Origin of the sequence: Xenorhabdus aichiensis, assembly GCF_028598775.1 — a bacterium.
Lineage (GTDB): Bacteria > Pseudomonadota > Gammaproteobacteria > Enterobacterales > Enterobacteriaceae > Xenorhabdus > Xenorhabdus bovienii.
Map to the genome: position 1 here is coordinate 146,361 of NZ_JAQRFO010000004.1, position 21,772 is coordinate 168,132.

The window sequence follows — 21,772 nt, forward strand, 5'->3', positions numbered from 1 at the left end:
TCTCTGTTCAGCATAAAAATAATCACTATATAAAAATCTGACATTTAGAAAAAATCAAAGAAACAAATATGAAAAAGAAAAGGAAGAATTAAAAGGAATTGATGGGGGAAATAATAAGTCATTTATTTATTCAGCCAATGAATAGTATTCATTGGCTGAATGGTTATTACTTAATACTTAATTAATAAGATATTAAGCAACAATTGGCGCGCGCCAGTCATCAGAACCAGAAGTACCTGCTGTAGTGTGTTCCCAATTAATCTTACGATAAGAAAGAGACACACGAATTAATTGAGTGAATTCTGCTTTTGATGGATCTTGGCAGTGTGGCATTTTGCAATCAATGTCAACAATAGTTGCATCTTCAAGTTTGGTCGTGAAGAAATGCTCTTGTTTACCTTCGATTGAAGTACGGTACCATTTCAATTCAACAGTAGGTAACATTTCGCCAGAAGCCAGTGCGTTGTAAAGCAGAGGAACCGCTTTATTCAATGCAACGGTGAAGCGGAATGGTTTATGCGCACGCTGACCAGAAGGCTGACCTGATTGTGGATCAGTTGGGACAGTGACAATGTGGTCAAATTCTTGAACCAGCATTTCGTCTTCGTGACCTTGAACGAAGATATTACCTACTGATTCAGCAGTGAATGCACCAGCAGTAATATTGCCCTGAGTTTTCCCATTGATGGAAATATAACATGGAGTTGGCATATGAATATCCTATAAAATTTTACTAATATATAAGTGTAAGTGTTCATTCCGTGCGTGATTGTTTCATTCTATAATTAAATAAAACTATCGCCGCCGAACACTCGGAGCGAATAATAAAGCTGAAATCGTGTAATGCAAAGTAATTTGCAAATTGCAAGGCAAGCTCTAATTCAATGACAAATAAAAATTTTATAATCATTGCCGTTGTGAAATTTATAGCTGAGTTTTTATAAAAAACAAACCTATTTATCTGGTTAATAAATAAGCTTGGTTTTTTGATTAAATATAATCGATTGATATTTATCTATTTTTTATTTTTTAATGAAATGTTTTTCATGATCATTTGAAAAATGTTAACTGGATCAAAAAATTCGATTAATTCGGATTGCAATGTCGAATAATTAATCTAAATAAAATAAATATTGTTATTGATGGTAATTATGATTCATGAATCATTGGTTGTATTTTATTCTAATAAAAATAAAAAATATTACTTTTTATACAATTGATAGGCAATTGGTCTGCATACTCATGCAGAGCGTAAAACCAAATATTTATCTATTTTTAGGAGAAAAAAACGCTTATAATTTCCTACAGATTGACATAGGGATATTAAAAGCTGGAATAGAGGGAGTTATCAATTTGTGTTTAGGCTTTACATCAAAAAAATAAAATGTCAAACTCGGGCTTGACGATTTTTCATATCGATGTTACCTCCACGATTGGATAGGATATTTCTGAGTGTTTATATATAAGAAGATATAAAGTCCATCCGTGCCTGACAAATACGATTGTTTTTCTTAGCCTATTTTTTTAGGGAGATATTTTGTATTTGTTATATGGGTAAAATTAGAATAATTCTCTCACCAATAATGGGTTGTTAGACAGTTCATGGTTGTATTAGCCAAAGGATTAAAATATGAGTAAGAATAGTCCAGGTAGCGTAGCTCCGAAAGAAAGAATTAATATTAAGTATGTTCCTAATACGGGTGACCAGACCGCAGAAGTCGAATTACCGCTGAATCTTCTGGTTGTCGGTGACTTGAAAGGAAAGAAGGAAGATACGCCAATTGAAGAACGGCAAACAGTTTCAGTCAATAAGAACAACTTCAATGCTGTAATGAATGAGGCGAACATCAACCTGACTTTTAACGTCCCTAATCGCCTTGATGAAAAAAATGAAGAAGATATGCCTGTGAATCTGGAAATTAAATCACTGAGTGATTTTTCACCGGATAATATCGCAAAAAAAGTGCCTGAGTTGAATAAACTCCTGGAACTGCGTGAGGCATTGGTTGCACTAAAAGGCCCTTTGGGAAATATTCCTGCATTTCGTACTCGCTTGCAGTCGCTGCTGGATGATGAATCCGTTCGTGAGCAACTCCTGAAAGAACTTGAAATCGTCAATAAAAAATAACTGGTTAAAGGAATTTTTAAATGGCTCAGCACGAAGAAAACAGCACCGCTCTTGCTTCTGGCGCAACGACCTCCCTGCTTGATGAAATTATGTCTCAGGCAAGGATCACACCAGAAAATGACGGCTACTATATCGCAAAACAAGGTGTCGCCGCGTTTATCAGCAGTATCCTGGACACAGGCGCTAACGAAGAACCGATCAACAAACTCGTCGTTGATAAAATGATCGTTGAGCTTGATAAAAAGCTGAGTGAGCAGATGGATGAAATCATGCACGCGAAGCCGTTTCAGGAGCTGGAATCCTCATGGCGTTCACTAAAAATTCTGGTGGATCGCACTGATTTCCGTGAAAACATCAAAATCAACATCATTCATGCTACTAAAGATGAAATGCTGGAAGATTTTGAATTTTCGCCTGAAATCATTCAGTCTGGTTTCTACAAACACGTCTACTCTACAGGCTACGGTCAGTTCGGTGGTGAACCTGTTGCTGCCGTCATCGGTAACTATGCATTCACCAATTCCTCACCTGACATCAAACTGATGCAATACGTCAGTGCTGTCGGTGCAATGGCTCACTCACCATTCCTTTCTTCTGTTTCACCTGAGTTCTTTGGTGTTAACAGCTTTACCGACCTGCCAGCCATCAAAGATCTGAAGTCCGTCTTCGAAGGCCCTTCACATACTAAATGGCGTGCACTGCGCGAATCTGAAGATTCTCGCTATCTGGGTCTGACAGCACCCCGTTTCCTGTTGCGTCTGCCTTATTCCAGCGTTGAAAATCCAATCAAAAACTTCAACTATCAGGAAAATGTCAGCCGTGACCACGAGCACTTCCTGTGGGGTAACACAGCTTATCTGATGGCGAGTTGTCTGACAGACAGCTTTGCTAAATACCGCTGGTGTCCAAACATCATCGGTCCACAGAGCGGCGGTACGGTGAGCGATCTGCCTGTGCATCTGTATGAAGCAATGGGTCAGGTGCAGGCTAAGATCCCAACTGAAGTTCTGATCACTGACCGTCGTGAATTCGAACTGGCAGAAGAAGGCTTTATTACACTGACCATGCGTAAAGGCAGCGATAACGCCGCATTCTTCTCTGCAAACTCAGTTCAGAAGCCAAAAGTTTTCCCGAATACCCGTGAAGGTAAGATTGCGGAAACCAACTACAAGTTGGGTACGCAGCTTCCATACATGTTCATCATCAACCGTCTGGCTCACTACATCAAAGTGTTGCAGCGTGAACAGATCGGCTCTTGGAAAGAGCGTCAGGATCTGGAGCGTGAACTGAATATGTGGCTGAAACAGTACATTGCTGATCAGGAAAACCCGCCAACTGATGTTCGTAGCCGTCGTCCGCTGCGTGCAGCTGAAATCAAGGTACTGGATGTTGAAGGCGATCCAGGTTGGTATCAGGTGGCTATGCAAGTTCGCCCACACTTTAAATACATGGGTGCAAGCTTCGAACTGTCACTGGTTGGACGTTTGGATAAGGAATAATTATGGCTGCGCTGTACAGTTGGAATAGGGGTAGCTCTGCCAGTCTGTTCGAGCGCATTCAAGGGAAGGGCTCCGGCTCTTCCCGTCAGTCAAGGATGCGTTCACTGCTTGATTCTATAAAGAAGCATCTGAAGGAAGTGCTGAATTCTCGTCCTGGTGCCTGTCAGAGTGCGATTGATCTGGGTGTCATTGATCTCAATGACGCGACGGCGACGTCGGTGGATTTCAAGCAAAGTATCGAGTGGGCGATAGAAGAGTGCATCAGAAATTATGAGCCCAGAATATCAGCGGTTTCCGTCAGCGCCATCAATGATGATTCAGATCCGTTGCTGCTGAGCTTTCACATCAGCGCTGAAATCTTGTTGGATGATATCAACGATGTTGTGGAATTTAGCATTCAGTTGGATAACAACCGGCGCTATTGCCTGGAGCGAACTCAATAAATGTCATTTGAAAAATATTTCAGAGATGAGTTGAACTATCTGCGACAACTGGGGAAAGAAGCCGCAGTTGAACGTCCTCATCTTGCCGCATTTCTGTCTGAACAAGGTTCTGACCCCGACGTTGAGCGTTTGCTTGAAGGTTTTGCATTCCTGACTGGCAACCTGCGGGCAAAGATTGATGATCAGTTCCCCGAACTGACTCACGGCCTGCTCAATATGCTTTGGCCTAATTACCTGCGTCCAACGCCTAGCATGACTATCATCGAGTATACGCCTGATGAGAGCGTCGTAACGAAAGCGACACCGGTCAAGCGTGGCACGCAGATTATGAGTAACACGCTGTCAACTCATGATGATATTTATTCGAACGAAAAATCGTCGGGTAAAAGAGACGAACAAGATCGCTGTACTTTTACGCTGTGTCGTGATGTCTGGCTTTTCCCTCTCTCCATCCAAGACATTTCCGTCAATAACAGTAATGAACAAGGCATCATCGGCCTGAATTTTGCGTCGAAAACTGAACTGAACCTGCATGAACTGGAACTGGACAAACTGCGTTTTTACCTGAGCGGCGATGACTATACCACTTCTCAGCTCTACTTCTGGCTCTGTTATTACTTCAGAAAAGCAGAACTGGTGGTTGGCGATATGGTGATCCCACTGCCGGATTTTGATTTTGTGCCAGTTGGGTTTGAACGGGAAGATGCCTTGTTGCCGTACCCCAAAAACGCTTACATGGGATATCGCATTTTGCAGGAATATTTCTGCTTCGCGGAAAGCTTCCTGTTTTTTGATGTGAAAGGTTTTCCAAAATTGCCTGAAGATCTCAAGACTAAAGATTTCAAACTGAATTTACATTTTTCTCAGGCATTACCACCAGAAGCCAAGATTCGGCATGATACTTTCCGTCTGCACTGTACACCGGCCATCAACCTGTTCCCGATGGACAGTGAAGCCATTGAACTCAATGGTAGTCAGACTGAATATCCATTGAAGGCCAGTTATAGCCTCCCCGATAACTACGATATTTTTTCCGTCGATGGCGTTGAAAGCTGGTTGACGGGTGAAAATGGTGAACGCAGTCGGGCACGTATTGGTGAACGGGTCTATACACCGTTCGAAAGTTTCAATCACCAGATAGATGACGAAGATGAACGCTCAATGCGTTATTACCGCCTTCGGGTGAAAGAATCGCCTTTCCGCAGGGGGCTGGAACATTTCATCTCATTTGTACGAGGAGATGAATCGGATCTGCTTAGACTCAAACTAAAAGAAAATGTTTCTATCAGTTTGACGTGTACTAACCGTGAATTGCCGTTGCAGCTCCGTGTTGGAGACATTAATTACCCATCCATCGGCAGCCCGACATTTGCGACATTCCGCAATATCACACGCCCGTCAGTGCCGCTTTATCCTCTGCTGGATGGCGGTTTGCACTGGTCGCTGCTGTCAAACATGTCGCTGAACTATATGTCATTGCTGGATAAGGACGCGCTGAAGCAGGTACTGCGTACCTACGATTTCCCCAGCATCCACAACCGACAGTCCAAGCGGTCATCGCAGAAACGGCTCGATGCCATTGAAAAGATCGAGACAGAGCCGACAGATCGCCTGTTCCGTGGGCAGCCCGTTCGCGGCCTGCGCTCCACACTGTATATCCGGCAACAGGCATTCAGCTCAGAAGGCGAGCTTTATCTGTTCAGTACAATTTTGTCACGGTTTTTCTCACTGTATGCCAGCGTCAACGCTTTTCATATGTTGAAGGTAATCAATTTAGATAATCAGGAATGTTATGAATGGCCGGTACAGATAGGTCAACACTCATTGATGTAATCACTGAGCAAGATCCTGCCACACCCTTGGCATTGGACATCTCACAGTACAACTTTTATCAGTTGGTTGAACTGCTCAACCAGCTGGCGGTAGCGTGGGAAAAAACGGGAGAGACAGATCGTCCTGATCGTGAATCTGTTCGTTTCAGGGCCAGTGCCAGTCTGGCATTTCCGACTCGTGACGTGATTTCACTCTCGCAGACCAGACGGGGTTATTTTGAGCTGGAAGTTTCCTTTATGGGGCTGCATGGCAGTCAGTCCCCGATGCCGGGTTACTATCTCGATTCGCTGGCTTGGGAAGAAGCGCAGAACGAAAACCGGCTGACGGATTTTCTCAACCTGTTTAACCATCGCTTAATCACGCTTCTGCATCAGATCTGGCGGAAATACCGCTATTACATCTGCTTCAAGAAGGGGGGAGATGATCACTTTTCTCAGCGGATGTTTTCCCTTGTGGGTCTGGGGAGCGATGTTAACCGCCGGATGCTGAACATCAATCACAGCAAAATGCTGGCCTATGCAGGGCTGCTGGCAAGCCCCGGCCGCTCGCCGGAAGTGATATGCAGTTTAGTTTCCCACTGTTTTGATTTACAGGATGTCACCCTTCACGGCTGGCAATTCAGAAAGGTCACGATTCCACTTGATCAGCAGAATCGTCTGGGCGGAACCAATAAAGGACAAAAAATCGGGGATACCGAACTGTCCGTGCTGGGGCAGAACTTCACCATTGGTTCATGGGTCGGCGATTACAGCGGGAAGTTCCTTCTCAGCATCAATAATCTGACCCGTGATCGGTTCCTGTCATTCCTGCCGGATGGAAAGAATTATGCCCCATTGGTGATGTTTATTTCTTTCGTCATGCGCAGTCAATTTGCATGGGAACTGCGCCTTGGTCTGGCAGAAAATCAGGTCAGCGGCATGGTATTGGGGGCGCAGCAGAATAACCATCTGGGGTGGACTAGTTTTCTCGGCGAACCGGAAAAGAAACCCTTTGTCACAATTTCAGTTATGGAATAACGACTATGGAAAAACAACAACCAACGCTTTCATTGCGGGTTCTCAACAGTGAGCAACTGGAAAGTGGCAGATCCGCCAGTTGCCTGTTTTCGGCACAGGGCGGTACGGTCGGTAGCAGTGAAAGTCACCTGTGGTCTGTGCAGGATCAGCAGGGAAATATTCATCCATCACAATTCTCTGTTCAGTGGCGGGATGGCGCGTTCTGCCTGCAAGTACTCGCAGAACCCGTGCAGATCAACAATGCCGCATTAACGTCTCAGTCAAGTCTGATCCGTTTGCAGCAGGGGGATCAGATCAAGGCGGGTAATCTGTCCATTAAGATCCACATTAGTTTCTCTGACGCAGATCGTGTTGATCCCTCGACGGTATCACCTGAATCCTTGGTATCGAGTTACAGCAACCCGCTGGATGCCATGATGGAGGGCGTAGTAGCACAAAAAGCCGTGTTTGCCGAAGATAACAGCATTGCTCCGACGATCCAGCATAGTTTCAGCGATGACCCACTCAGGGTACTCGACAGCGAAAGCCTGACCACGCTGAAGCAGCAGGTTGAAGCCGATGATACCGAGCATCTTTTGCCGCCGGATCATTTCCAATCCCCCCCGTTTGCTAACCCTATTTCTGATAACCGAGGCAGTGTTATGGATCAGGAGTTCCTTGATTTACCGGGTATCACTTCCGATCGGCAGTACGCAGATATGGATGTTGATCATGTTGCCATTACCCCTCTCATGCGTGGGTTAGATGCACAGTTACCTCTGCATGACAGCCAGCAGGCTAACGATTTTCTGCAAGAGATGGGCAAAACCATGAAAGCCGCTATTGAAGGGTTACTGGCTCTCCAGCGTGAACAGCATGGGCTGCGTGATAAACAACTGCGCCCCATCGAAGATAACCCGCTGCGCCTGAATATGGATTATGACACCACCATGCAGGTGATGTTCTCGGATCAGAAAAGCCCGGTTCACTTGTCTGCACCCGCCGCCGTCTCGGAAAGTCTGCATAACCTGCAATTGCATTATCAGGCCAATCGGGAAGCCATTTCGGCAGCATTGGATACCATGCTGGAAGCCTTCTCCCCTGATCAATTGCTCCGTCGCTTCTCACATTACCGCCGCAGCAACGAAGTCAGGAATAAAGACGCGGCCTGGGCGTGGGAAATGTACACCAACTATTACCGTGAATTAGCTTCCAGCCGCCAGCAGGGGTTCGAAAAGCTATTCCGTGAGGTGTATGAGCAGGCTTATGACCGCGCACTGCGTCAGGGCTTAGAGGACTCCAGCAATGAAACATTCCGCTAGTCATCGTGTATGGGCTGTAGGGATTTTATTGTTGTCAGCGATGTTGCTGAATGGTTGTAGCGGTGCATGGAACGCAACAAAGAAAGTCGGTCAAGTGATCTGGGACCCTTCCACACCGGTAGGAAAACCGGATGAACAGGCTTCTGTTGCCAACATTACGTTATTGGCCGAACCGAACATCAACCCCAATGAAAGTGGTGAAGCGGCTCCTGTTGAAATGAATCTGGTTTATCTCAGTGAAGATTCGCGCTTTTTGGCTGCCGATTATGATCAACTTGAAAGCGACAAACTCGAAAAGGCACTGGGGAAAAATTATATCGATCATCAGGATTACACGCTATTGCCGGGGCAATACAAGCCCCTGTCAACGCTGATATTGGAAAAGAATAACCGTTACATCGGTGTCATCGTTCACTATGCAGATGCAAATCAATCTGAATGGAAAAAGATCATCCGAGTAAAAGACATCGGCCGCCATTACAACATCTTGGTGCATGTCAGAAATAACGACGTCGAACTTAGAAAAGAGGAGGAGTAGTCATGCCAGGCAAAAATCGGGTGATTTGGCACGAAGGATTGTTCATCAAGCCACAACATTTTCAGCAACAACAAAAACACAATGATTATCTGGCTCATAGCCTCGTATCGGTGTTGGCCGCTTATGGTCACGGTTTCAGCTCTCTGAGCATCAATCAGGATCTGCTCAATTTAGGGCGCATCGGCATTACCGAAGCCAGCGGCATCATGCAGGATGGCACGATATTCTCTGCGCCCAGCCAAGATCTACTGCCAAAACCGCTGGATATCGAAAACATCAATGACCTGAAAAGCAAAGACATCTATCTGGCATTGCCTATGTCCAGCGATACCATTCGGGAAATTGCTGACAAAGAAGCGGAAATTCAAAGCGCAGTACGTTATCGGGAACTGCCGAGCGATGTCCGTGACCTGCATACCAAAGGCGGCGATTCCTTTGCCCTGAACCTTGCGCAATTGACGCCGGTTCTGATGCAAGGCTCCGAAGATATGAGTGCTTACACGGCGATTCCGCTGTGTCGCATCAAAGAAAAACAGAAAGATGGCACGATCATTCTGGATAGCGAATTTATTCCGACCTGTCTGTCTATCTTTGTCGCTGACAAGTTAAAACGCTTTATGGTGGAAATCGACGGCCTGCTGACTGAACGCTCAAGAACACTGGCCAAACGTATTGGTTCGCCGGGTCAGCAGGGCGTTGCGGATGTCGCGGAGTTCATGATGCTTCAATTGTTGAACCGCGTGCAACCGCTGTTCAACCATTACGCAAAACAAACCGTCCTGCACCCGCTGCATTTATATACCCAACTGCTCCAGACCTGCGGTGAGCTGAGAACCTTCACCGATGCGAGTCGCTTGCCGGGGAATGTGCTGGCGTATGACCACAATAACCTGACGGATACCTTCCAGGACGCGATGCACGCCATTCGTGATGCACTGAACGTTGTTTTGACACCGCGTGCAACGTCAATTGTCCTGAAACAGAACGAAGGCGGTATCCGCGTGGCAACGCTCCACGACAACGATCTGCTGCGTAAAGCCGAATTCGTACTGGCTATCAGTGCAAGTACGCCGCAGGAGCAGCTACGTCGTCAGTTTGTGCAGCAAACCAAAGTCACCTCGATGGAAAAAATCCGCGATCTGGTCAGCGTTCAGTTACCGGGTGTGCCACTGATTGCATTGTCCGCGGCTCCCCGTCAGTTGCCGTATCACTCTGGATACACCTATTTCCGTCTGGATCAGAAGAGCCCGGCATGGAAAGAGATCCAGCAGGGGAATTCCATCGCATTCCACGTATCAGGGGATTTCCCTGACTTAGATATGCAGCTCTGGGCTATCAGGGGCGGTAAGGAATAATCATGAGTGATATCAATGTTGGCAGTCCGTCACTGGAAAAGTCTGAGACGCTGAAAACGTTTCAGCGCCAGTATCAGCTACCGTTGCGTGGTGAAAGCCTCAACCCGATGATCGATGCGGCCACCCCCTTACTGGGGATGGTTCTGCGTTTGCAGGATATGAGTGATCAGGCACTGCCAGATAAGCTTTACCAACAGGTTGTTACTGACATTCGAGCCATTGAGCAGTTTCTGCAAACCAAGGGTTATGAACCCGGCGCGATTGTTTCATTCCGTTACGTACTATGCACCTTCATTGATGAAACCGCGTTGGGGCACGGCTGGAACAGTCAGAATGGCTGGTTGAAGCAATCGTTGCTGGTTCACTTCCACAATGAAACCTGGGGAGGCGAAAAAGTCTTTGTATTGCTCGAACGCCTGATGGGGGAGGCACAGCGCTACCAGCACCTGCTGGAGTTCATTTATCTCTGCCTCTGTCTGGGTTATCGCGGACGTTACAAAGTCAGCACCCAGAAAAGCGATGACTTTGATCGCCTGTTCCGTCGCTTGCAGCAACAGCTTCACTCACTGCGTGGAGAAGCTCCGCCGACCACGCTATATGTCGATATCAACGAGCGTGATGAGCGTTATCGCCTGAGCAGACGTTGGACCATCAAGCACCTGTTTTGGATAAGTGTAGGTTTGCTGGTTGCCATTTACAGTTTCTATGCCATCCGCCTCGGTGATCAGACCCAAGACATATTAAAGCAGCTAAGTAACTTATTGAGATAGGAAGTCGTCATGATTCAGATTGATCTGCCCACTCTTGTAAACCGTTTAAATCCGATGACCCGCCATGCACTGGAAGCGGCGGCGGCATCCTGTGTCAGCCAGCAGCAGCCTGAAATTACTGTTGCACAACTGTTGCTTCAGATGATCGACACACCCCTCAGTGATGTGCGCCTGATCCTCAATAAAGCAGACATCGATAAAGATCTGCTGAAAGAACAACTCGATCAGATGATGCCTCATCATCAGGCGATTGTACAAACCTATCCGAACTTCTCACCGATGCTGGTGGAATGGTTACAGGATAGCTGGCTGCTGGCTTCCACGGAGATGCAGCATACTGAATTACGCGGTGGCGTCATGCTGATTGCTCTGCTGTTCAGTCCAATGCGCTATCTGACACCACAGCCCGCGCGCATGCTGGCGGGTATCAACCGTGAATTGCTGCGTCAGAACTTTGCTGAATGGACGAATGGCTCTGCCGAACAGCCTTTCAGCGGCGACGATAAAAACGGACAGGGCGTACATCCGGCAAACAGCGACAGCCTGCTGGCGCGTTTTACCCAGAACATGACTGAACAGGCGCGTCAGGGCAAACTTGATCCTGTGCTGTGCCGTGATAACGAAATCGATCTGATGATCGACATTCTCTGCCGTCGTCGCAAAAACAACCCGATCGTCGTGGGTGAAGCAGGGGTGGGTAAAAGTGCCCTGATTGAAGGTCTGGCGCTGCGCATCATCAATGACCGCGTACCGGATAAATTGCGCAACAGCGAACTGATGACACTGGATCTGGGGGCATTGCAAGCAGGGGCAGCGGTTAAAGGTGAGTTTGAAAAACGCTTCAAAGGCATTATGGCTGAAATTAGTCAATCATCTAAGCCGATCATCCTGTTTATCGATGAAGCGCACACCTTGATTGGTGCCGGTAACCAAGCGGGTGGACTGGATATCTCCAACCTGCTGAAACCTGCATTGGCGCGTGGTGAACTAAAAACCATCGCAGCGACCACATGGAGCGAGTACAAAAAATACTTCGAAAAAGACGCAGCACTGTCTCGTCGCTTCCAATTAGTGAAAGTCTCTGAGCCAAGCGCGGAAGAAGCCACCGTGATCATGCGTGGTCTGCGAGCCATTTACGAACAGGCGCATGGTGTTCTGATCGATGATGAAGCACTGAAAGCCTCTGCGGTATTGAGTGACCGTTATCTCTCTGGCCGCCAACTGCCGGACAAAGCGATTGACGTACTGGATACCGCCTGTGCTCGCGTTGCCATTAACCTGACATCGCCGCCACGCCAGATCTCCTCACTGACGACCGAATTGCACCAGATGCAAATGGAAATCGATGTTCTGAAAAGAGAACAGCGGATGGGGCTGAACGAACATGCGGAAAGACTGGAAGAACTGCAAAACCAGCAGGTAGAGATTCAGGAAGAACTCGTCACGCTGGAAAAAAACTGGCGGCAACAGCAGGAGCTGGTGAAGCAAATCATCGAATTGCGCAGCCAACTCTTGGCGGATAGCGACGAGTCAGTTGAAGCAGAAACGACGGATAAAGCCATCGAAAATGCGGTTGAAGAGACGGCTGAAGACGCGGAAGAGCAGGAAGCTATTGCGCAAGACGAGCCAGAAGCCGCCGCTGACGAACAATCCCTGATCGAAAAACTGGCGCGGCTCAACGCACAACTGGCAGAGCTACAGCAGAAGCAAACGTTGGTTTCTCCCCATGTAGACAAAACGCAGATTGCCTCGGTTATCGCTGAGTGGACGGGCGTTCCATTGAACCGCCTGTCACAGAGCGAACTGTCTATCGTGACCGAACTGCCTACCCATCTGGGACAAAGTATCAAAGGGCAGGACGTTGCGATCCAGAATTTGCATAAACACCTGCTGACCGCTCGTGCAGATTTGCGTCGTCCGGGGCGTCCTCTGGGAGCCTTCCTGCTGGTGGGGCCAAGTGGTGTCGGTAAAACCGAAACCGTCCTGCAAATTGCTGAACTGATGTTTGGGGGCCGCCAATACCTCACCACCATCAACATGTCTGAGTTTCAGGAGAAACATACCGTTTCCCGCCTGATTGGTTCTCCGCCGGGTTACGTGGGTTACGGGGAAGGTGGAGTGCTGACCGAAGCCATTCGCCAGAAACCGTACTCTGTTGTGTTGCTGGATGAAGTCGAAAAAGCCCACCCTGATGTGCTGAACTTGTTCTATCAGGCATTCGATAAAGGCGAGTTGGCCGATGGCGAGGGACGCATCATCGATTGTAAAAATGTCGTGTTCTTCCTGACTTCCAACCTTGGCTATCAAACTATCGTTGATCATGCCGAGCAGCCAGATCAACTTAACGACCTGCTTTACCCTGAATTGGCCGCGTTTTTCAAACCCGCTCTGCTGGCACGTATGGAAGTGATCCCTTACCTGCCTCTGGGTCACGAAACGCTGAAAACCATCATTCAGAGCAAACTGGCTCGACTGGATAACCTGCTGTCTCAGCGCTTTAACGCCGAAGTTACGATCAGCGATGACGTATCGGAAGAGATCCTGCAACGTGCCACCCGTGCGGAAAACGGCGCCCGTATGCTGGAATCCATCATTGATGGCGCACTATTACCGCCTGTTTCATTACTGCTGTTGCAGAAAATGGCCGCAGGCACCGCAATCAGTGCTATTCGCTTAACCGTGGCAGAACACGAGTTCCATGCTGAGGTTGAGGAGGCAGAATAATGAAACAGCGGCTGAAAAGCGCGTTAGCGTTATTAGATGATGACACTATAGAACAACTGGTTGACCATTTTTTGCTGGTGAGCCAGAGCTCGCGTTTTGATGCCCTGTTAGTTTTTTTGCTTAACGCCAATGAAAACAGACTGGAATGCTACAACCTGCCGGAACTCCACCAAGCGAGCTCACGCCGGCTGAATGTGGATATTGATGACGTCAATAACCCGCTGATACAGGTTCTGCGCAAGGGAACCCCGACGGTATGGGATTCCCTGAATCACGGCGCGCGTATTGACGACTTGAATTTCCGCACGTTTGTTGCGGAACTGCCGCATAACTGCGGGTTGTATGCCATTCCCCTGTTTGACTGTAACGGACAGGCCTGCGGCGTGATTGCCATTTTTGCCGAACATGTCAGCCATTTTATCAACAATGAAAACATGTTCGGCCTCTATTGCCATGTCATGCAGCACCGCCTGAAAAAGTTACAGGAACTCGAACAACTGCGTGGGCAGTTACGCCAAATCCGTCAGGTATTTCAGGTTCAACAACAGAAAGAAAAACAACTGGATGAACTGCTTGCCTCCCTGAGTGGATCGAAACCCGCAGGCGTGAGCCGTATCTCCGTGGATTACAGCCACATCGATAATCTGCCAAAGGCCATCGAAGAATTTGAAAGCGCCGTGTTGGTTCAACGTCAGCGTCAGTATGGCAACGACACCCGACTGATTGCCCAAAGTCTGGGGATTGCCCAGCGCACGTTGGTTTACAAACTGGCTAAATACGGGTGTAGATTATGAATATTGTATTAATTATCAGCTCATTGCTCGCGTCATTGGCGGGTGATCCCAAACTGGCGAACCTGGTTGAGCCAAAGGAAGTGGTTGCACCCAAAGAAGAATACGTGGACGAAATGCAAAAATGCCGTTTTGAACCGTCCCCGCTTGTCCGGCTGGCGTGCTATGACCGTACGGTGAATAACCTGAAGTTTAACGCCCTGCAAATCCCGATGGAAAACATGGGGCTTGTGTGGCGACAGGCGATGGAGCAGGAGATGAAACGCACCGATTACTCCACTAGCTTCATCGTGACGCAGGGAGAAAATGGTGAGGCACCCGTTATCCTGACCACACCGGCGGTCGGGGTGCCGCCTCCCCGTCCGGTCCTGATGCTGAGTTGCATTGACCGCATCACCCGTTTGCAGGTGGCGCTGCCTAAACCGATGGAATCCGGTACGGTCACTGTAGCTACGGATAAAACCCAATTCAAAACCGAGTGGTTCCTGCGGGAACACGGCTACTTATGGGAATCCAGCCGCGGCTTGCCGGGCATTGAGGAAATCAAGCGCTTAATGGACAGCGACCAGATGACCATCACGGCCCGCACTGGCAGCCCGATAACCTTTAATATTTCTCAGTTGGAGCAGGCCGCGAAACCCTTACGCGAAGCCTGCCGTTGGTAACCGACATGGACATCAGAACACAATTCGACTGGTTCGGCGCCCTGCTGGCGCCCCTGTCCGACGAACAGACGGGCAAGGCACTGAGTGAGAGCGACCCCGCCTGGGAATTCATCGACGGCGAGATGGTCAAATTCGGCTCGCTGTCACATGGCACGCTGGAGGTTGACGCCATCCAGCGACAGGCCCTGCAACTTTTCAGCGAACACAGCAAGGACTTCCGGCTGATGGTTCACCTGCTGCGGACTTTGCAACATGCCGGTCACCCCGCCGAGCTGATTCTGGGGATAGAGCTGCTGACCGAGTACGTAAAAAATTACTGGGAAAAAGCCTGGCCGGTCAAACCGGGGTTGAAGCGCCGGCTGGCACAACAGGTGATCAAACGGTTTGAATCGGCTCAGGCGAGCTTCACCGAGCAGGCCAGCAAAAGCCAGCGCGACGAGGCACAAGGTGCCCTGGCTCATCTGGCCCAGTGCTGGCACGCCCATGAACCCGACCTCGCGAAAGACGTCGATCAACTGCGTACCCGCTATAACCGCCAGCCAGAGGCACGAACGGCGCCGACACCGCCTGCACCAGCAGCCCCTCAGGCGACGTCGGCGGCTCCGTCGTCTCAGGCCCCTGAACAAGCGCCGATGCCTGACGTGGAGGTCAACAGTTCCAGTGATAAAGCGTGGAAACAGACCCTGATGACCGTGGCGGATCTGCTGTGTGAACGGTATCCCGAATCCCCGATCGGCTATAGCCTGCGCCGTCATGCTGTCTGGCACACCATTACCACGGCACCGATGGCGAACGCCACGGGCAAAACGCCGTTGGCGCCGGCGTCGGCGGATCGCACCGCCGATTATCTGGCGCGACTGCCGACAGCGGATAACAAATTGCTGGCGCAAATTGAGCAGAGCCTGACCTTGGCACCTTACTGGCTGGATGGCCATGCCATTGCCGCACAGGCGGCAGAACAACGGGGCTACAGCCACGTTGCGCAGGCCATGCGTGACGAACTGAATGCGTTTTTGGCCCGGCTTCCTGTACTGAAAACCTTAAGTTTTTCCGACCTGAGTCCGTTTATTTCTCCTGACACCCTGGACTGGCTCACGCCGGAACCCGACGCCAGCGGAAGCCCGGGGGCTGTGTCGGCCGATCAGGAAGCCATCTGGCACTGCTTCCAGCAACAGGGGCTGGAAGCCGCCCTTCAGATGCTGGAAGCCCACCAGCAGCGACTGACGGAGCCCCGGGATCAATTCTATGGTCAGTTGTTCACTGCCCAACTGCTTGAAGAAGCGGGCATGACCGCACTGGCACAACAGCATTACCGGAACTTGTTACACACTGGACAACACATGTTACTCACTGAATGGGAACCCAGCCTGCTGACCCTGCTGGCTGAAAAAATACCTTCGCCTGCGAAGGATACTGCGTCACACAGGAGCGTTAACACATGAAATGGCCCTCTTTGTCATCCTTGGCGCCGTTGAAATCGGCCTTGCCGGCGCTATCAAAATTTAAATCCCTGCCGCGTCTCAAGGCCACGATGGCGCTGGCGCTGGCACTTATCCCCTGCCTACTGCTGATCGCGGTCTGGGTGTGGGGGCCGGAATGGAAACTGCGCAACGACACCCCGCTGGACAGTCTGGCGGCGCGCTGGCTGGCGACCGCCCTCATCATCCTGATGGTGCTGCTCTGGATCGGCATCAAAGCGTGGCGCCGCCTGCGCCAGCTGGAAAAACTCAACCTGGATGTCGAGCTGAAAGGGGTTGATCCGGTGCGGGTCGATATCGAACACCAGGCCCGTTACCTTGACCACTGGAAATCCCAGCTGCAACGCCATCTGGACAGCTATAACTACCTGTACCAGCGTCCGTGGTACATGATGGTCGGCAGCCAGCAGAGCGGCAAAACCACGCTGATTAAAGAAGGCTATAAACTGTCCGAAATTGCGGCGCCGGAATACCTGCGCCAGGATGGCGACATTCCGTTGAGGCTGCGCTGCTGGCTGGGGGAGAAAGCGGTTATCATCGATCCCGATGGCGGCCTGATTGACCAGCCGGTGCCGGTCAACAGTGACAAACCGCAGATCAACAGCCGCCTGTGGGAAGCCCTGCTGAACTGGCTGACTGAAAACCGCCAGCGCCAGCCGCTTAACGGCATTATTCTGACTGTTGATACCCTGCGCCTGCTGACTGACAACCGGGAGCAGCGGGATCGCTACGTGCGGGAAATCCACCAGCGCCTGCAAAACCTCCGCCTGACCTTCCACAGCCAGCTGCCGCTCTATCTGGTCATGACTAAAATTGACCTGCTGCACGGCTTCGGGGCGATGTATCAGGCGCTGGACCGCCAGCAGCGTGACCAGATCCTCGGCGTGACCTTCAGCCTCAACAACCGGGATGAAAAAGCCTGGCGCAGCGAGCTGGCGCAGTTCTGGCAGCAGTGGATGGCTAACCTCAACGGGGCGATGCCGGACATGATGCTCAACGGCGTCGATGCCAACCAGCGCAGCGACCTGTTCAGCTTTACCCGTCAGGTGCAGGGGCTGCACAGCTATATTGCGCAGATGCTGGAAGACATCCTGTACAACGATGAACACCACCGCCCGATGCTGCGCGGCGTCTACCTGACCTCCGCCCGCCAGATCGGCCAGATGGATGACCTGTTCACCCAGTCCGCGTCAGCCCAGTATCACCTCGGCTCGCAGGCGTTCCCGACGTGGCCGGCGGGCGATACCCTGCCGTACTTTACCCAGTCCCTGTTTGAGGACGTGCTGCTGGCGGAGCCGAACCTCGCCGCGGAAAACCGTCTCTGGCTCAGCCGCAACCGCCGCCAGTTATACACGTTCTCCACGGTCAGTGCCCTAGTGATCGCGGCGCTGTGGGGCGGCTGGCATTATTTCTACCAGAAAAACTACCAGGCCGGGGAAGAGGTGCTGGCGCAGGCGAAAAACTTCCTGTCCGTGCCGCCGCCGGACGGGGATGACCGTTACGGCAACCTCCAGCTGCCGCTGCTGAACCCGATCCGGGACGCCACCCTGGCCTACGGCAACTACCACGAGAAAAAATCCTTCCTGACCGACATGGCGCTGTATCAGGGGGACGGGGTCGGGCCGTATGTGGAAGGCACCTACCTGAAACTGCTGGAGCAGCGTTTCCTGCCGTCGCTGATGCAGGGGCTGCTGGACGACCTGAATCAGGCACCGGCGGGCAGTGAGGAGAAACTCGAGATCCTGCGGGTGATGCGCATGATGGAGGACAGCAGCAAGCGTAACCCGGGCCTGGTCGCGCAGTACATGCGCGCGCGCTGGAGCAAGGCGTTCCACGGCCAGCGTGACTTGCAGGAACAACTGCTGACCCACCTGGATTACGCGCTGGCCCATACCGATTGGCAGGCACAGCGCGACAAGGGCAATCCGGAGGCCCTCGCCCGCTTCGCGCCGTTTGTGAAGCCGATTAAGCAGGCCCAGCAGGAGCTGAGTGCGCTGACCATCAACCTGCGGGTTTACCAGAACCTGCGCCTCAAGGCCCAGGAAACCCTGCCGCCGCCGATCAACCTGCGTGACCAGATTGGGCCGAGTTTCGACAGCGTGTTTATCGCCGGCAACGAAAGCCGGCTGACCGTGCCGCAGTTCCTGACCCGCCACGGCCTGACGGATTATTTTGTCCGGCAGGACAAAGAGCTGGTGGACCTGACCGTGATGGACAGCTGGGTGCTGAATCTGCCCCAGAAGAACCGGTACAGCGAGACCGACCAGGGGAATATCCAGCGCCAGATCACCGAACTGTACGTCGGGGATTACACCGCCCACTGGCGGGCGGCGATGAATAACCTGGAAGTGCGGGACTTTGAGGATCTGCCGCAGGCCATCAGCGCCATCGAACAGGTGATCAGCGGCGAGCAGCCGATCAAGCGCGCCCTGCAAATTCTCAGTGACAACACCCGGCCGCCGGAGCTGGGCGGTTCACTGGGCGACAAGGAAAAACAGGCGCTGCTGGCGCAGGCGGACTACCGGCTGTTAAACCGCATCAACCGGGACTTTGCGCCGGAAACCGGGGTGCTGGTTGAGCACGGCGACAAGGGCAGTACGTTGCAGAGCGTTTACCAGAAACTGATGGCGCTGCACCGTTACCTGCTGGCTATCCAGAACTCGCCGGTGCCGGGTAAGGCGGCGTTACAGGCGGTGCAGCTGCGGCTGGACCAGAACAACAGCGACGCGATTTTTGAAGTGCAGCAGATGGCGAAAAACCTGCCGGAGCCGCTGAACCGCTGGGTCGGTGACCTGGCCGAGCAGGCGTGGCGGGTGGTGATGATGGAAGCGGTGCGCTCGCTGGAAGTGGAATGGAATGAGTCGGTGGTCAAGCAGTACAAAACCTACCTGGCCGGCCGGTATCCGTTCAACCCGGCCGCCACCGAAGACGTGCCGCTGAGTGAGTTTGACCGTTTCTTCCGGCCGGACGGGACACTGGATACCTTCTATAAGCAGAGCCTGAAACCGTTTGTGGAAAACAACCTGACCACCGGGACTGACGGGCGCGAGCTTATCCGGCAGGACGTGCTGAAACAGCTGGCGGTGGCAGACCGTATCCGCACCACCTTCTTCACCCCGCAGAACGGGCTGGGCACGGCGTTTGCCATCGAGCCGGTGAGCCTGACCGGCAACAAACGCCGCGGCCTGCTGAACCTCGACGGCCAGCTGGTGGATTATTCGCACGGGCGCAGCAACGTGGCGCACCTGGTGTGGCCGAACTCGATGCGGGCGGGCACGGAAAGCCGGCTGACCCTGATGCCGGACCGGAGCAACGCGGCGCCGCGCAGCCTGAGCTTCACCGGCCCGTGGGCGCAGCTGCGGCTGATTAACAGCGGCAAGCTGACCAACGTGCAGCCGGGGGCGTTTGACGTGCGCTTCGCGGTGGACGGCGGCGAGATGACCTACCGCATTTACGTGGACGAATCGGACAACCCGTTTGCGGGCGGCCTGTTCAGCCAGTTCAGACTGCCGGACACCCTCTACTGAAGCCGGGTGTGAGTCAGTCTTCAGCAAGCACCATCCCCCCTGCCTCCGGGCGGGGGTTTTTTTAAGGAGGAAGGCCAGAGCATGAGCGAACATCCTGAGAGTTTAATCATCCGGGCGGGCGGCAGTCCGCAGAATCTGCCGGAATTTGCGGTTATCCGCGACGAAATCAACAAAATCAGCCACCCGGCCCAGCCGGAAGTGAACTGGCCGCTGGTGGAATCGCTGTCACTGACCCTGTTTCGCCGTAACGGGGTCGATTTGCAGACGGCGATTTACTACACGCTGGCGCGGATGCAGCTGAACGGGCTGGCAGGCTTTACCGAAGGCTGTGAACTGCTGGCCGGGGTGATAGTCAGTGAGTGGGACGCCCTGTGGCCGCCGCAGCCGGCCGTGCGCACGGATTTACTGGAATGGTTTCACACCCGCACCGGCAGCCAGCTGCGCCAGATGGACTTCGGCACCGGTGACCTGCGGATGATTTACCGGGCGGAGCGGGCGTTGCAGCTGATTATCGACCGGTTGCAGCAGTCCGACCTGAAACGACTGCCGCGGGTGGAGAACCTGCTGTGGTTCTTCCAGAACGCGGCGAAAAAACTGGAAAAACCGCGGCCGGCCGCGAAACCGGTTCAGCCGCCGGTGCAGATGCCGCCGCTGGTCTACCTGTCTCAGTCCGACACCGAGCCGGAAATGCCGCCGCCGTCCGCACCGCCGCGCCCTGACCGCCCGCCGGAAGCGGACAGCCCGCGGGTGCGGGTGCAGTTTCCTGAGCCGCCGCGGGGTTGGAGTGCGTGGCAGGGCTTTGGCCTCGGGGCGTTATTGGGCGTGTTGGTGCTGGTGGGCAGCGGGCTGTTGTTCTATAAACCGCTGCACCAGCAGCTGACGGCTATCACGGCGTCCCCGGCCGGGGCCCGGCTGGCGTGGCTGTACCAGCCCGAACTGGCGGGCTATCAGGGCCAGCTGGACCGGCTGGCCGAGACGTCCCTGCTGGCGACGTGGGACGCGGCCCGCACGCTGACCGGCACGGCAGAACAGCAGTGGCCGGATTCGGCCGAGCAAAGGAACGCTACCCGTCAGTGGACACAGGCGATGACCGCGCGTATCGACAGTATCCCGCTGAAAGGCAGCTGGCACACCACCCGCGACCAGCTCCAGCAGCTGGCGGACAAAATTCTGTTGCAGGAGCGTACCCGGGGCAGCTTTACGCTCTCGTACCTGAAAACTGCGGTCTATGACCTCCAGCGCAGCCACGGCAGCGAAGTGCCGCTGGAAGAACTGCTGCGCCAGCTCAACGCCCGGGTGGCGAACGGGGAGCCGGTGCCGCCGGTACTGCTGAAAGGTATTGATGACCGCTTTAACGCCCTGCTCGGCCGCTATGACCGGCTGCGCCAGGCGGCCGACAATCCGGCTGAAAAACAGGCCGAACGCCAGACCAACCACCATGAACAAGCCGTCACCTCTGACGGCGGGCATTAACCAGGGAGACATGTTATGTCAATAAAAAAGAATATGGCGAAATTACAGAAAGGGCGGGCCCTGATCCAGCAGGGACAGCAGGGCGCCCACATGGCAAAACAGGCGGCGGGCCTGCTGGGGGGCGCTGGTGCCCGGGGTCTGCCCATTCAGGGCATTGCCGGGCCAGTGGCGTCGGGGGGATTAGGGGGCGCCGGCACTTCACGTCTGCCGGTTCAGGGGATTGCCGGTCCC

17 protein-coding genes are annotated in these 21,772 nt (G+C 52.3%); 16 read left to right on the forward strand and 1 reads right to left on the reverse strand.

The genetic code is table 11. The features are described from left to right. Positions 1-192 precede the first annotated feature (192 nt). On the reverse strand, positions 193-711 hold the full coding sequence (locus tag PSI22_RS03645) for an Hcp family type VI secretion system effector (RefSeq protein ID WP_012986874.1): 519 nt from the start codon (positions 709-711) through the stop codon (positions 193-195). A 919-nt stretch (positions 712-1,630) separates the two neighbouring features. Between PSI22_RS03645 and tssB the strand changes: the two genes are divergently transcribed. The 16 genes from tssB to PSI22_RS03725 all read left to right on the forward strand — a co-directional run. Then, positions 1,631-2,128, forward strand: a complete 498-nt coding sequence (gene tssB, locus PSI22_RS03650; RefSeq protein WP_012986876.1) for a type VI secretion system contractile sheath small subunit — start codon at positions 1,631-1,633, stop codon at positions 2,126-2,128. Positions 2,129-2,148: 20 nt separating this feature from the next. Beyond that, positions 2,149-3,627 (forward strand): type VI secretion system contractile sheath large subunit, encoded by a 1,479-nt coding sequence (gene tssC, locus PSI22_RS03655; RefSeq protein ID WP_273578627.1) that lies wholly within the window; start codon positions 2,149-2,151, stop codon positions 3,625-3,627. 2 nt (positions 3,628-3,629) lie between these two features. Beyond that, positions 3,630-4,070 (forward strand): type VI secretion system baseplate subunit TssE, encoded by a 441-nt coding sequence (gene tssE, locus PSI22_RS03660; RefSeq protein ID WP_273578628.1) that lies wholly within the window; start codon positions 3,630-3,632, stop codon positions 4,068-4,070. Then, positions 4,071-5,903 carry a type VI secretion system baseplate subunit TssF gene (gene tssF / locus PSI22_RS03665; protein WP_273578629.1) on the forward strand — a complete coding sequence of 611 codons (1,833 nt, stop codon included), beginning with the start codon at positions 4,071-4,073 and terminating at the stop codon, positions 5,901-5,903. It begins immediately after the preceding gene. Beyond that, positions 5,867-6,919, forward strand: coding sequence for a type VI secretion system baseplate subunit TssG (gene tssG / locus PSI22_RS03670; RefSeq protein ID WP_273578630.1), 1,053 nt, complete (start codon positions 5,867-5,869; stop codon positions 6,917-6,919). Before tssF ends, tssG begins: the two co-directional genes overlap by 37 nt. Positions 6,920-6,924: 5 nt before the next feature. Then, positions 6,925-8,220 carry a type VI secretion system-associated FHA domain protein TagH gene (tagH, locus tag PSI22_RS03675; protein WP_273578631.1) on the forward strand — a complete coding sequence of 432 codons (1,296 nt, stop codon included), beginning with the start codon at positions 6,925-6,927 and terminating at the stop codon, positions 8,218-8,220. Next, positions 8,204-8,758, forward strand: a complete 555-nt coding sequence (tssJ, locus tag PSI22_RS03680) for a type VI secretion system lipoprotein TssJ (protein WP_038191591.1) — start codon at positions 8,204-8,206, stop codon at positions 8,756-8,758. The genes tagH and tssJ overlap by 17 nt, the downstream gene beginning before the upstream one ends. Before the next feature lie 2 nt (positions 8,759-8,760). Next, the gene (gene tssK / locus PSI22_RS03685; RefSeq protein ID WP_273578632.1) at positions 8,761-10,113 is read left to right on the forward strand and encodes a type VI secretion system baseplate subunit TssK; all 1,353 of its coding nucleotides are present in this window, start codon (positions 8,761-8,763) and stop codon (positions 10,111-10,113) included. 2 nt (positions 10,114-10,115) lie between these two features. Continuing rightward, entirely contained in the window at positions 10,116-10,883 is a 768-nt protein-coding gene (icmH, locus tag PSI22_RS03690; RefSeq protein WP_273578633.1) for a type IVB secretion system protein IcmH/DotU, read from the forward strand. Between the two features lie 9 nt (positions 10,884-10,892). After that, positions 10,893-13,607 (forward strand): type VI secretion system ATPase TssH, encoded by a 2,715-nt coding sequence (gene tssH, locus PSI22_RS03695; RefSeq protein WP_273578634.1) that lies wholly within the window; start codon positions 10,893-10,895, stop codon positions 13,605-13,607. Next, entirely contained in the window at positions 13,607-14,401 is a 795-nt protein-coding gene (locus PSI22_RS03700) for a Fis family transcriptional regulator (protein WP_273578635.1), read from the forward strand. Before tssH ends, PSI22_RS03700 begins: the two co-directional genes overlap by 1 nt. Next, positions 14,398-15,063 (forward strand): type VI secretion system-associated protein VasI, encoded by a 666-nt coding sequence (gene vasI, locus PSI22_RS03705; protein ID WP_273578636.1) that lies wholly within the window; start codon positions 14,398-14,400, stop codon positions 15,061-15,063. The genes PSI22_RS03700 and vasI overlap by 4 nt, the downstream gene beginning before the upstream one ends. Before the next feature lie 5 nt (positions 15,064-15,068). Next, entirely contained in the window at positions 15,069-16,505 is a 1,437-nt protein-coding gene (gene tssA, locus PSI22_RS03710; RefSeq protein WP_273578637.1) for a type VI secretion system protein TssA, read from the forward strand. An 89-nt stretch (positions 16,506-16,594) separates the two neighbouring features. After that, positions 16,595-20,068 carry a type VI secretion system membrane subunit TssM gene (gene tssM / locus PSI22_RS03715; protein ID WP_273578644.1) on the forward strand — a complete coding sequence of 1,158 codons (3,474 nt, stop codon included), beginning with the start codon at positions 16,595-16,597 and terminating at the stop codon, positions 20,066-20,068. Between the two features lie 81 nt (positions 20,069-20,149). Beyond that, positions 20,150-21,541 carry a VasL domain-containing protein gene (locus PSI22_RS03720; protein ID WP_273578638.1) on the forward strand — a complete coding sequence of 464 codons (1,392 nt, stop codon included), beginning with the start codon at positions 20,150-20,152 and terminating at the stop codon, positions 21,539-21,541. A 15-nt stretch (positions 21,542-21,556) separates the two neighbouring features. Beyond that, on the forward strand, positions 21,557-21,772 hold a 216-nt coding region (locus PSI22_RS03725; RefSeq protein ID WP_273578639.1), incomplete at its 3' end, for a hypothetical protein.

Excerpts from the sequence above, each read along its gene's own strand:
- tagH (WP_273578631.1), top strand. The coding sequence starts at position 6,925 with ATGGAAAAACAACAACCAACGCTTTCATTGCGGGTTCTCAACAGTGAG.
- icmH (WP_273578633.1), top strand. The coding sequence starts at position 10,116 with ATGAGTGATATCAATGTTGGCAGTCCGTCACTGGAAAAGTCTGAGACG.
- vasI (WP_273578636.1), top strand. The coding sequence starts at position 14,398 with ATGAATATTGTATTAATTATCAGCTCATTGCTCGCGTCATTGGCGGGT.
- PSI22_RS03700 (WP_273578635.1), top strand. The coding sequence starts at position 13,607 with ATGAAACAGCGGCTGAAAAGCGCGTTAGCGTTATTAGATGATGACACT.
- tssH (WP_273578634.1), top strand. The coding sequence starts at position 10,893 with ATGATTCAGATTGATCTGCCCACTCTTGTAAACCGTTTAAATCCGATG.
- tssA (WP_273578637.1), top strand. The coding sequence starts at position 15,069 with ATGGACATCAGAACACAATTCGACTGGTTCGGCGCCCTGCTGGCGCCC.
- tssJ (WP_038191591.1), top strand. The coding sequence starts at position 8,204 with ATGAAACATTCCGCTAGTCATCGTGTATGGGCTGTAGGGATTTTATTG.
- tssM (WP_273578644.1), top strand. The coding sequence starts at position 16,595 with ATGGCGCTGGCGCTGGCACTTATCCCCTGCCTACTGCTGATCGCGGTC.
- tssC (WP_273578627.1), top strand. The coding sequence starts at position 2,149 with ATGGCTCAGCACGAAGAAAACAGCACCGCTCTTGCTTCTGGCGCAACG.
- tssE (WP_273578628.1), top strand. The coding sequence starts at position 3,630 with ATGGCTGCGCTGTACAGTTGGAATAGGGGTAGCTCTGCCAGTCTGTTC.
- tssK (WP_273578632.1), top strand. The coding sequence starts at position 8,761 with ATGCCAGGCAAAAATCGGGTGATTTGGCACGAAGGATTGTTCATCAAG.
- tssG (WP_273578630.1), top strand. The coding sequence starts at position 5,867 with ATGGCCGGTACAGATAGGTCAACACTCATTGATGTAATCACTGAGCAA.
- PSI22_RS03720 (WP_273578638.1), top strand. The coding sequence starts at position 20,150 with ATGAGCGAACATCCTGAGAGTTTAATCATCCGGGCGGGCGGCAGTCCG.
- PSI22_RS03645 (WP_012986874.1), bottom strand. The coding sequence starts at position 711 with ATGCCAACTCCATGTTATATTTCCATCAATGGGAAAACTCAGGGCAAT.
- tssF (WP_273578629.1), top strand. The coding sequence starts at position 4,071 with ATGTCATTTGAAAAATATTTCAGAGATGAGTTGAACTATCTGCGACAA.
- tssB (WP_012986876.1), top strand. The coding sequence starts at position 1,631 with ATGAGTAAGAATAGTCCAGGTAGCGTAGCTCCGAAAGAAAGAATTAAT.